This is a genomic window from Spirosoma migulaei, from assembly GCF_054776855.1.
The window spans coordinates 352,362-364,262 of record NZ_BAAHBG010000002.1; the positions used below are offsets into that span (position 1 = coordinate 352,362).

Genomic DNA, 11,901 nt, shown 5'->3' on the forward strand with positions numbered 1-11,901 from the left:
CTTATATGAAAGCGTTACGAATCATTATTCCCTTACTGGCCCTCACTGCCCTATTTGTATTTTTCGGAGTATTGCCGAGAATCAAGAATACGCAGGAACTGAAGGCAGCCGCTGATCAGGAAAAAAGCCGGGAGCCGATTGTGAATGCCGTGCCTCTGAAGCACTCGTCCGATACAACCGGCCTGACGCTGCCTGGCCAGATTCAACCCTATCGGCAAACACCGTTGTACGCTCGTACGCAGGGGTTTCTGCGCCGGTGGTACGTAGATATTGGTGCGCATGTAAAACAGGGACAGGTATTGGCCGTAATCGATGCGCCTGAACTTGATCAGGACATTGCGCGTGCCAAAGCGGACCGGCAATTGGCTCAGGTTAATCTCGACCGGTTACAAAGTGTAAAATTGCCCGGTGCCATTGCCAAACAGGATATTGATACCCGCCAGTCGGGTGTTACGGTTGCCCAGGCTAATTTGGGTCGTCTGGAGGCCCTAAAGGACTTGCAGCAGGTTCGGGCTCCATTTAGTGGTGTGATTACCAGTCGGACGGCTGAGAATGGGGTGATCGTGTCGCCAGGTACCGGCCAGCCGTTATTTACAATCTCCGAGTTAGGTACGTTGCGCGTATTTGTCGATGTTCCGCAAACGTACTTTCGTTATATCAAGATCGGTTTGCCCGCAACGGTTATCATTCCTGAGCTAAAGAACCAGAAATTTATGGGTAAAGTAGTGCGGACGTCGGGTACGTTGCGCAGTGATTCACGAACATTGCTGGCCGAAGTGGTCATTCCAAATCCTGGGCAGGACTTGCCATCTGGCCTGTACAGCATGGTAAAGTTTGATATGATTGCGGCTAAAGCCCCCGTTTTAATTCCCGCAAATGCCTTACAAATAACGTCCGAAGGCCCGCGGGTTGTTGTGGTTGATCCCGACAAACGGGTTCGGTTTGTTCCAATTACGCTAGGCCGCGACTATGGAACAACGCTTGAAGCCACCAATGGCCTGACCGGACAGGAAATTGTAGTCACTAACCCCAATGACCGCCTTCGCGATGGTCAGAAAGTTCGCTTCCGAAAGGAGATTATTGCGGCCAAAACCGTAGCCCAACGATGAGAAAAAGTATAGTAATTAGTTTATGGATTGTTGCGGTCGGTGCGCCGATCTATTCGTTCGAGGTAAACGCACAAACAACGCCTATTAGCCCGCCAGGTGGTGCTGTAACCATTCAGCCCGGCAACGGGTCGACCAATACACCAGGTACGGTTCAGCCCCAATCACCGGCCACGAATGGAGCTACTGCGCCGACCCCGAACATAACGTCGACTTTCAATTCCGCTGACCTGGCACCAACGCTGACGGTTAGCGGGTTTCGTCGTTTTGGTGACCCTCTGCTTGAGTCTCTGATTCAATTAGGGTTGGATAATAGCCCGAACCTACGGGCGGCATTGAGTCGGTTGGAAGAGGCCCGAATTCGGGTGCGGGTTGCCCAGTCGTTTTTGTCTCCCTCGTTGCGGAGTTCGGCCCTAATTACCACACAGAGTTTGTCTCAGCATCGGCCATTAGCTCTGCTAACGGCGGCACCAGACGAAACTCCCCGTTTTCAGTTGAATACATTTCAATTGCTGCCCATTGACGCCAGTTATGAGCTAGACTTGTTTAAGCGTATTCGGAGCACCATTGCTGTTGCCGATTTGCAGGCACAAGCCAGCGTTGCCGATTACCAGGCGTTTCGCCTGAGTCTTGCCTCCGATATTGCCCGAACGTATCTACTCATTCGGGGAAACGATGCAGAACAAGCCGTTTTTCGTCGGAATATTCAGTCCCGCGATACTACCCTGTCTATTCTTCGTGAACGTTTCCGGGTGGGGCTGATCAACCAGATCGATGTGCAACGGGCCGAAACAGATTATGCTGGTTTACAGGTAACCCTGAAAGGACTGGAGCGTGCCCGTGTTGAGCTGGTCAATGGTCTATCGCAACTATGTGCCCAGGACCCATCACAGTTTTCGGTTCCGGTAGGTACTTTACCGGCAACAGTCCCCAGTTATCCATTTGCTACCGTTGCGGTTGATCAATTGCAGAATCGGCCTGATCTGGTGCAATTTATTCGTCAGAACCAGATTGCCGCTGCACAGGTAACAGTTCAGGAGAACAGTACCCGACCACGAGTAAATTTGGTTGGTTCGGCAGGCGTACTTTCAGGGCGGGTTGGTCCATGGTTCACGCCAAGTAGTGGTACGTATATTCTAGGCGTCAATGCATCGGTGCCGCTCTACGAAGGCCACCGCGCCCGTCAAAATATCGCGCTCTCGAAACAATTGATCCAAACGAATCAGCAGACGTACCAGCAGGCGATCCAGGTAGCCCAGCGGGATGCCGAAACGGCCCTGGATAACCTTACCCTGTTACGTCAGCAGATTGACCTGCAAGGACAAACGCTCACACTGGCCCGTCGGACGGAACAATATAACCGTGAGCTCTATGTGCGGGGGTTAGCTACCTATCTTGAAGTGCTCGATGCGCAACGTACGATTCTTATAACCGAACAGCAGTTAGTACAGCTTCGGAGTCAGGAATCTCAGTATGCGGTTGCTCTACTACGAGCTGTTGGCGGGGATTGGTAGCACACTGATTGTCAATGTATAGAGTGATGAAGGAGTCTTACTATATGCCTTATCTAGAGGGCATATAGTAAGACTCCTTCATCTAGTAACTCTTTGTTAAGTTTTTATTAATCTAAAATCGTTTAATAAATAGGTTTGTATTGATACTGTTTATGTGTATTGGTAAATATATTGTATTAGTTTTAATTGTAAATTGAAGCCGTTTATAGATAGGCGTGATTGGTACGTATGGCCTACACTAAGAATACTAAACTTTTCTGGTATAAAAACAGTAAGATAGTGGCAACTTTGTCACAAAATTAGTTCGATATCAATGAATCACACCTATGTCATTATTATGGCGGGGGGCGTCGGAACGCGGTTCTGGCCTTTCAGCCGGACAAGTTATCCTAAACAATTCCATGATGTTCTCGGTACCGGCCGAACGCTGCTCCAACAAACCGCCGACCGTTTTGACGGCATCTGCCCCCCCGAAAATATTTATATAGTTACCAGTTCGCTTTACAAGGATTTGTGCCAGCAGCAACTGCCGCAACTCTCCGATGATCAGGTTTTGTGTGAGCCCATTGCACGGAATACCGCTCCCTGTGTGGCCTATGCCTGTTACAAGATAGCGCAGCAGGACCCCGAAGCCAACATCATTGTTGCGCCTGCCGATCATATTATTCTGAAGGAAGAGGAATTTCAGCGAACCATTCAGACGGCTCTCGATGCAACGAAAGAGCAGGATATTCTGGTAACCCTGGGCATTCAGCCTAGCCGTCCTGATACAGGTTATGGCTATATTCAATACATTCCTGAGTCGGAGAGTGCGATTAAAAAAGTCAAGACGTTTACGGAAAAACCCCACCTTGAACTGGCTCAACAGTTTGTAGAAAGTGGCGAATTCGTCTGGAACGCTGGTATTTTCGTGTGGAACGCTCAGTCAATCATTAAAGCGTTTGAGGCATATCTGCCTGAAGTCGCCGAGATTTTTGAAGAAGGAAAAGAGGCTTATTACAAAGAGCAGGAAAGTGTGTTTGTCGATAAAGCCTATTCACTCACGAAAAGCATTTCCATTGATAATGGTATCATGGAAAAAGCGAATAACGTGTACGTTGTCCTTAGTGATTTCGGTTGGTCGGATTTGGGTACGTGGAAATCATTGTATGAAGTGTCGGATAAGAATGATGACTTCAATGTGGTGGACGGTCATATCATGCTTTACGATACGAAGAACTGCATCATTAAAACGCCGAAAGATCGCCTGGTGGTTGTGAATGGACTGGATGGCTACATTGTAGCCGAGTATGACAACGTCCTGATGATTTGCCGGAAAGAAGAAGAGCAAAAAGTGAAAAACTTTGTAGCCGACGCCAAAGAGCGAGGCACTGAGTTTGTTTAAGTAGGTAGTTATAAGTTGTCATTAATGGTCATTGATTGTCATTTACCAATAAATGACAATCAACCAACACCCGTCTGGATCATTTTGATCGCGTAGCGATCTAATGAAATCCGGACGGGTGCCTTTTTTATATTAACTGGAAAAACTTTGCGCGCTTAAAATAGCAACCTGATTCCGTTCGTTATTCAGCCGTGTTGTACGATTAACCATCCTCGGTTATGCCTGTGAGAGCGGCTTTATCTTTATCTATTCTTTCGTTAAGTGTGGCCTTGGTTGGCCCGCTATCAGCCCAGATTCCCAGTAGTCCCGGCTCGTTTATTTGTAGCTACACGGGCGGGAAAGTGGCCCCCGACGTCATTTGTTCGCCTACGACTCCCTCCAATGGCCATGCTGAACGCGTTGTTGACCGGATTTTGAAGCCTATTGGGCTATTACGCAATTTCAAAGTCATTGAGTGCGCCAATACCTCTAACTGCTTCGCAACAGTCCTCAAAGGGCAGCGATTTATCGTTTATGATGGCGCTTTTATGGCGCAAATTGAGGAAGAGACCGAAACCGACTGGTCGGCTATCAGCATCATGGCGCATGAAATCGGGCACCATTTGCAGGGCCATACGATTGATGGCCGGGGGGGACAACCGATCAAAGAAATTGAAGCCGATAAGTTTTCTGGCTTTGTACTGCACCAGTTAGGTGCATCCCTGGAAGATGCAACGGTAGCCGTGAAAGCACTGGGTGATGAACACGCCACCTCAACCCACCCAGCCAAACCGGCCCGTATCGAGGCTATTCGCAAGGGTTGGCTGGAAGCGGAAGCCATGTATCCCAAAAGCCGAACGGCGGTGAAAACGCCAACCGCTATGGCTCCCAAGCCAATGAGTACCAATACCAGTTTGGCCGCATCATCTCGCCCCGTAGTGGCACCTGCCGCACCCGTCCGCCGGGCTGGTAACCGGGTAACAGTAGGTTGTGTGTCAGGTGATTGCCAGGATGGGACAGGGGTATTTGTTTACCCAACCCTCGAACGCTACGCAGGCGAGTTTGAAGAGGGCGATAAACACGGCGAAGGGACAGAATACTACGCCGATGGTAAAGTGAAATACAAAGGAAATTTTCGGGATAATCTCCGTTCCGACTATGGTGTGTATTACTACCGAAACGGCGATAAATACGTAGGATGGTTCCAGAATAATATACCTAACGGCAAAGGAACCTACTATTTTGCGGATGGCGATAAGATCGTGGCTACGTTTAAGAACGGTCAGCCAGTGCAGTAATCCAATAGCTACTCTAGTTTATTCGTAACGAGTGTACATTACCAACTTAGTACGAATAACATACACCACAGGGCTATCAATAGTCAGCATAGTATGGCGACTATTGATAGCCCTGTGGTGTATCTGTGCTTCCTGATTCGGACTATTCCCCAATTTCGTCGCACCTAAATCGCCTACAGATGCTTTTGGCTTAACCGATCGGTCAGTCTGACGGTCAGCCTAAAAAAAGTAAACTATTTTTTCGAATTGGAGGGGACACTTCGCCGGTTAGCTACTCTTGTTAGTAGGAGTAGACTATTTGTAGATTTTATTGCCTATATCTCATGCCTATCTATGCCGATTATACGGCTGAGGACCTCGCTCAGGATGATTTCTTTCGGAAATGGGTGCAACAGCCCGATTCTGAAACCAATTTATTCTGGTCTGATTTTCTGACGCGTTATCCCGAAAAGCAGCCTGTAGTTGTAGCAGCCAGAGCCTTGCTGAAAGCGGTTTCGCGGGTGCAGGTTATACCTAGCGTAGAGCAGGGAAACCGGATGTGGGCAATAATTGACCAACATCTTCAGGAAAAGGAAAACACCGTTTTAGCTGACGAACCGCGCCAGTATCAGTTGGGCTTCCGATGGCAGTGGTTGGCTGCTGCGGCTTCAATTGCCTTAGTACTAGGCATTGGGTGGTGGTTCATGCTGAAACCGGGTGCGTCAAATAGCATAGGGACGCACATTACTACGCCTGGCGAATCGGCAGTTGCCTGGATTGAGAAAATGAATACGACCCGCCAGCCATTATCTATTCAGTTGGCAGATGGGAGTCGGGTTGTTTTGGAGCCACAGACTAAACTAAGCTACCCGGAAAAGTTTTCAGATCAAAAGCGCGAAGTCAGCCTGACGGGAGATGGCTTTTTTGAGGTTGTAAAAAATCCCAGGCAACCGTTTCTCGTCTATGCAAACGGGTTAATAACGCAGGTCGTTGGTACAAGCTTTCGCGTGAAAACGCTGGCAAACCTGAATCAGGTAACTGTTGCCGTACGTACCGGAAAAGTGGCGGTGTTTAGTATGAAAGCATTTCAAAAGGCTCAGCAACAGAAGGGCAAGATTGCGCATATGCTACTGTTGACACCGAATCAACAAGCCTTATTTGAGAAAGATAGTGAGCGACTAACGAAAAGCCTGGTTAAGGAGCCCGCGTTGATTAAAAAGCCAGAGAACAATCAGCATTTTGTGTTTGACAACACGCCCGTTACGTATGTGTTTCAAACCCTGGAGGAATCCTACGGCGTAACAATCAAGTATGATCCAGAGGCACTAAAGCGGTGCAATTTGACGGCTCCACTGGGCGATGAGCCTCTTTTCCGGAAGTTGGACCTGATTTGCCAAACGATCGGTGCAACCTATGAAGTTTGGGAAACACAGATAGTTATCACTGGGAAAGGGTGCAACTAATAATCAATTAGCTACCTGGCAATAACACATTAACCCCTTATATATGAGAAAAAACTGACCTGCATTTAAAAAACCGGATCGCCAGGGTGGCCTTGTTGCGACCAAAGCTACCTCAGCAATCCGGCGTTCTTACTGTTCCCGTTCCTTTTCTGGCGTTGCGATTACCCTGAAAAATGGGGACGGGATTGCTTTTGCCCTTCATTTCTGAATCTGTTGAACAAAAACCAGTTTAAAAGTATGAAAAAACCTTGGGAATCACCCTTTTCCCTTTACCATGTCATGAAGATTACCTGTGTACAGTTGATACTGGCTGTAGTCTTTACAAGCCTGACCATAGCCCGGAATGGCATGGCCCAGGAGCTATTAAATCGTACGGTATCCGTTCAGGTGGAGAATAAACCGCTGAAAACCGTTCTGAATCGAATCGAGAAAGCCGCCAAAATAAAGTTTACCTACGTACCGCAACTGATTGATGCCGAGAATAAGGTGTCGGTGTGGGCTGCCAACGATCGGCTTGATGTCATTCTTGATCGACTGCTGAAGCCGCTCAATATCAGCTACCAAGTTTCGGGCAATTATATCGTGCTACGCAAAGAAGCGAGCAGTTCCAGTTTGCCTGATATGGGCCAAATTCCCATTATGGTGGCTGAACTGACAATTGCGGGCACCGTATCCGACGAGAAAGGAGACGTGTTACCGGGTGTTAGCGTACTATTGAAAGGTACACAACGGGGTACTGTTACGGATAGTAAAGGTGAATTTCGGCTGGCCGTTCCCAATAATTCGGCAGTGCTTGTATTCAGCTTTGTTGGGTATCAAAGCCAGGAAGTGGCGGTAGGCAATCAAACGACTCTGACTATTCAGTTAAAGGCCGATGAAAAAGCCCTCAACGAAGTGGTTGTCATTGGCTATGGGGCCGTCAGAAAGCGGGATTTAACGGGTTCCGTAGCGTCTATCGGTTCAACCGAACTCACGGCGCAACCTATTTCCTCATTTAACCAGGCTTTACAAGGCCGGGTAGCGGGTGTACAGGTTACTAATTCCTCAAATGCGCCGGGCGGGGGCGTCACGATTCGGGTACGAGGTGGCAATTCTATTTCAGCCTCCAACGATCCGCTTTACGTGATTGATGGTTTCCCCGTAACGAATCCTGCGTCGGCGCAGGGGGCCAGTGGGTCATCCAATTTTCCGAATGTGCTCTCAACAATCAACCCCAACGACATTGAAAGCATCGAAGTCCTGAAAGATGCATCGGCTACCGCTATTTACGGTTCTCGTGGAGCGAACGGGGTTGTGCTGGTCACCACCCGACGGGGCAAAGAAGGACGATCGACGGTCAATTTTGATGCGTATTATGGCGTGTCGAACATCACCAAAATGCTTGAGCTAGCCACGGCTGAAGAGCAAACCGCGCTCAAAAATGAACAACTCCGAAATCTGGGGTTCGCTGAACGATTCGGGTATACAACGGCCTATCCTAAGAAACCGTCAGAATATGGTGTCGGCACCAATTGGCAGAAGGAAATTTACCGACAGGCCCCGATGCAGAACTACCAACTCTCGTTTTCGGGTGGAACGGATAAGCTTCGGTATCTGATCAGTGGAAATTATTTCAATCAGGATGGCATCATTATTACCAATAATTATAAACGGTACACAGGTCGGATCAATCTGGACGCTACTGTGAGCAACCGGTTCAAAATTGGGACTACGTTTACAGTAAGCCACGGCATTAACAATGGCATTAACGAGACCGGCTATACCGGCAGCCCAGTGGGGGCGGCCCGAACTATTTCTCCGGCAAGTCCAGTATATGATGCTACTGGCAATTGGCAATTACTGAACGTTGGGCCCGGTTCGGGTATGGCCAGTATTGCCAACCCGGTTGCCTTATTACGAACCTCTACAAATGCGCTATTCAGTGATCGGGTGCTGGGTAATCTGTTTGGCGAGTATACATTATTGGCCGGTTTAACTGCCCGCGTTAGCGTAGGTGTCGATCTGCTCAATACCCGACGATACGTTTTCTACACGCCCCAAACGCTGGCGGCTAATACGGTAAATGGCTATGGCTCTAATGGTACGTCGAGCAATGTAAATTTGCTGAATGAGAACACGTTAACCTACAACCGAACGCTGAATGCCAATCATGCCTTCGACGTTGTAGCAGGAATTACCTTCCAGTCTAATCGGGAAGACCGCTCGTATCAGGAAGCCCAGAACTTTGCCAACTATACATTAGGTGCTTATAGTCTGGGGCAGGGCTCTGTACTGCTCGCCCCCACCACTACGGTTCAAAAATGGGGCTTAAACTCCTATTTAGGCCGGATTAATTACCGGTTCATGGATCGCTATTTATTCACCCTGACCGGTCGACTCGATGGCTCGTCGCGATTTGGGCTTAACAACAAGTATGGTTTCTTCCCCTCCGGCGCTTTTGCCTGGCGTGTATCGGATGAGCCATTTCTGAAAAACAGTAAAGCGATCAGTGATCTGAAATTCCGATTAAGTTATGGCTTAACGGGTAATGATGGGATTGGGCTTTACAGTTCATTACCTTCCTACGTAACTTCCCGCTCTGTCTTTGGGGATACAGAAGTGGTAACGACTCAGGCACAAACCATTGGCAATCCTGATTTGCGTTGGGAAAAAACGGGGCAATTTGATGCGGGATTTGATCTGGGCCTACTTAATAACCGGATTCAGGTAACGGCTGACTATTACATAAAAACAACGACTGATTTACTCCTGGGGATTGATCTGCCTGCTACAACGGGTTTCACAACCGTAATCCGCAATATAGGTAGTCTCACAAATAAGGGTGTTGAACTAGGTATTACATCGGTAAACGTCGACGGAAAATTCAAGTGGACAACATCGGGAAACATCTCGGCGAACCGAAATAAAGTAACTCGCCTGGCCGATGCGGATCAGTATCTGGTTACTGATGGGGGAACGAGTATGCAAACGATTGTAAAAGTGGGTGAGCCTATTGGGTCCTTCTACGGACGGGTTTTTGACGGTGTGTGGCAATCGACCGACGCGGTGAAGGCTGCTGGCAGTCTGGCTCAAACAGGCGATATAGGCGGAGCCCCTCGCTTCAAGGATGTGAACGGAGATGGTGTGTTCAATAATGCTACTGACCGTGCCATCATCGGGAATGGCTTACCTAAATTCATCTATGGCCTGACGAATACAGTTTCGTTCAAAGGGCTGGATCTTTCGATTTTCTTTCAGGGTGTGCAGGGAAATCAGATTTTCAATTATACCCGCAGTGTTACAGAGATTGATCCCGGCGCCACGGCGCTTCAAAGCTTTATTGACGATCACTGGCAAACGGAAAAACCATCCAATAATCGTCCCTCGGCCCGGCAGTGGAATTTTACGAATAGCTCGTATCTGATTGAAAACGGCTCCTTTCTGCGGCTTAAAAACGTCTCGCTGGGTTACCGGCTTCCACTGAAAACGAAAGCGATCCGCTCTGCCCGGGTCTATGTAAGTGGCCAAAACCTGCTCACGTTCACCAAGTACACGGGCTATGATCCGGAAGTGAACTCCAACTTCACCAGCAATACGACCTACGGCATTGATAACTATGCCTACCCGCCTTCCCGCACCTTCACCATAGGGGGTACTATCACGTTCTAAGTCGCTAATTCTTTGTCAGTCCTATGCGTCAGGCGCATAATCGCATAAACAGCCATGAAAAAAATTAACTATTTGCTATCCTTATTGAGCTGGCTGCTGGTGGCCAGCAGTTGCCAGAGTAATCTGGAAGAAGTGCCGATCAGTTTTTTAAGTGAATCCAATTCATTTATTACGGCAGCCGATGCAACCACGGCCATTAATGCGGTCTATGACCGGGCCAAGGTTATTTACCAGATACCCATGATTGTCCTTGGCGATTTGAGCGGAGAGGATCTCCTAGTTCGGCCCGATGGCGATCCGGCCGTCAACGAAATCGATCAGTTTAAATATACGGCATCGACAAACTATTTTGACAGCTTTTATACCAACTCCTACGTCGCCATCGACCGGTCGAATCGAGTGATCGAAAACGTCCCAAAAATTGCGATGGACACCAAACTCCGTGACCAGATTGTTGGGGAAGCTAAATTTCTGCGGGCCCTGCATTATTTTAATCTGGTTCGGGCTTTTGGCGATGTTCCCCTAGTGGTGAAAACGACGACCGATGTTGTGAATGTCAAAATTCCCCGGGATCCCACCGATAAAGTCTATCAGCAGATCATTCAGGATTTGCTGGATGCTGAGAAGGTGCTGCCCGTTAGTTACACCGCAGCCGGCGAAGTTGGCCGGGCTACCTTGGGTGCTGCTAAGTCAATCCTGGCCAAAGTATACCTGACTCGTAAAGACTGGACCAATGCGGCTGCGAAAGCGAAAGAGGTCATTGATTCAAAAACCTACAGTCTCGTGGCAGACTACCGGGACGTATTCACGCCCGAAAAAGAAAACGGCCCTGAGCATATCTTCTCGATCCAATTCAGCTGTATTCAGCCAAAGTATGGCAGTTCAATGGCCGAAAATTTTGCCATTTATTTTAGCTATCCAATTAACCTGACGGGTGGATCTCTTCAGGTTACGGATAGCTATGCAAACTCATTTGTGGCGGGTGATTACCGCAGGCAGGTGGCTGTCATTACCCAGAAAACAATTGCCAATGGCACGGTCGTTATGTCCCGAACCGGGCCTCACCTGGATAAGTACTGGGACCCTAATGCCTGTGGTGCGGGGGCTGCCCGGAACAATTTTCTGGTTATTCGCTATGCTGATGTGCTACTGATGTACGCAGAGGCCCTTAATGAACTGGCTGGTCCTGGCGTTGAGGCCTACAATGCTATTAATCAGGTGCGAACACGGGCCAGGAAAGGCGTCAATACCACGGGTCCACAGGATCTGTCAGGGCTTACGCAGGCTCAGTTCCGTGATGCGATTTTGCAGGAACGAAGCTGGGAGCTAGCCGGGGAAGGGCACCGACGATGGGATTTACTGCGTACCGGGAAATTGCTGGCAGCTGCCCAAACCCAAGGCTATACGGTTTCGGAGAAATACCTGCTTTTTCCCATACCTACCTTCGAGCGAGATGCCAATCCGTCGCTAACTCAAAATCCGGGTTTTTAAGCAAATGCAGACTTGCCTATTAGCTGGTGTGACCCCAAC

General features: G+C 48.7%; 7 protein-coding genes. All 7 read left to right on the top strand.

The features are described 5' to 3' along the window. Positions 1-5 precede the first annotated feature (5 nt). Positions 6-1,109 carry an efflux RND transporter periplasmic adaptor subunit gene (locus ACYVGO_RS02595; RefSeq protein WP_460967363.1) on the top strand — a complete coding sequence of 368 codons (1,104 nt, stop codon included), beginning with the start codon at positions 6-8 and terminating at the stop codon, positions 1,107-1,109. After that, positions 1,106-2,620 carry an efflux transporter outer membrane subunit gene (locus ACYVGO_RS02600; RefSeq protein ID WP_460967365.1) on the top strand — a complete coding sequence of 505 codons (1,515 nt, stop codon included), beginning with the start codon at positions 1,106-1,108 and terminating at the stop codon, positions 2,618-2,620. The genes ACYVGO_RS02595 and ACYVGO_RS02600 overlap by 4 nt, the downstream gene beginning before the upstream one ends. A 313-nt stretch (positions 2,621-2,933) precedes the next feature. After that, positions 2,934-4,004, top strand: a complete 1,071-nt coding sequence (locus ACYVGO_RS02605; protein ID WP_460967367.1) for a mannose-1-phosphate guanylyltransferase — start codon at positions 2,934-2,936, stop codon at positions 4,002-4,004. 218 nt (positions 4,005-4,222) lie between these two features. Next, positions 4,223-5,281 (top strand): M48 family metalloprotease, encoded by a 1,059-nt coding sequence (locus tag ACYVGO_RS02610; protein ID WP_460967369.1) that lies wholly within the window; start codon positions 4,223-4,225, stop codon positions 5,279-5,281. Positions 5,282-5,604: 323 nt separating this feature from the next. Next, entirely contained in the window at positions 5,605-6,723 is a 1,119-nt protein-coding gene (locus tag ACYVGO_RS02615) for a FecR family protein (RefSeq protein WP_460967370.1), read from the top strand. Positions 6,724-6,960: 237 nt separating this feature from the next. Then, on the top strand, positions 6,961-10,371 hold the full coding sequence (locus ACYVGO_RS02620) for a SusC/RagA family TonB-linked outer membrane protein (protein ID WP_460967372.1): 3,411 nt from the start codon (positions 6,961-6,963) through the stop codon (positions 10,369-10,371). A gap of 54 nt (positions 10,372-10,425) precedes the next feature. Further along, positions 10,426-11,862, top strand: a complete 1,437-nt coding sequence (locus ACYVGO_RS02625) for a RagB/SusD family nutrient uptake outer membrane protein (protein WP_460967374.1) — start codon at positions 10,426-10,428, stop codon at positions 11,860-11,862. Positions 11,863-11,901 lie beyond the last annotated feature (39 nt).

Excerpts from the sequence above, each read along its gene's own strand:
- ACYVGO_RS02595 (WP_460967363.1), top strand. The coding sequence starts at position 6 with ATGAAAGCGTTACGAATCATTATTCCCTTACTGGCCCTCACTGCCCTA.
- ACYVGO_RS02600 (WP_460967365.1), top strand. The coding sequence starts at position 1,106 with ATGAGAAAAAGTATAGTAATTAGTTTATGGATTGTTGCGGTCGGTGCG.
- ACYVGO_RS02605 (WP_460967367.1), top strand. The coding sequence starts at position 2,934 with ATGAATCACACCTATGTCATTATTATGGCGGGGGGCGTCGGAACGCGG.
- ACYVGO_RS02610 (WP_460967369.1), top strand. The coding sequence starts at position 4,223 with ATGCCTGTGAGAGCGGCTTTATCTTTATCTATTCTTTCGTTAAGTGTG.
- ACYVGO_RS02615 (WP_460967370.1), top strand. The coding sequence starts at position 5,605 with ATGCCTATCTATGCCGATTATACGGCTGAGGACCTCGCTCAGGATGAT.
- ACYVGO_RS02620 (WP_460967372.1), top strand. The coding sequence starts at position 6,961 with ATGAAAAAACCTTGGGAATCACCCTTTTCCCTTTACCATGTCATGAAG.
- ACYVGO_RS02625 (WP_460967374.1), top strand. The coding sequence starts at position 10,426 with ATGAAAAAAATTAACTATTTGCTATCCTTATTGAGCTGGCTGCTGGTG.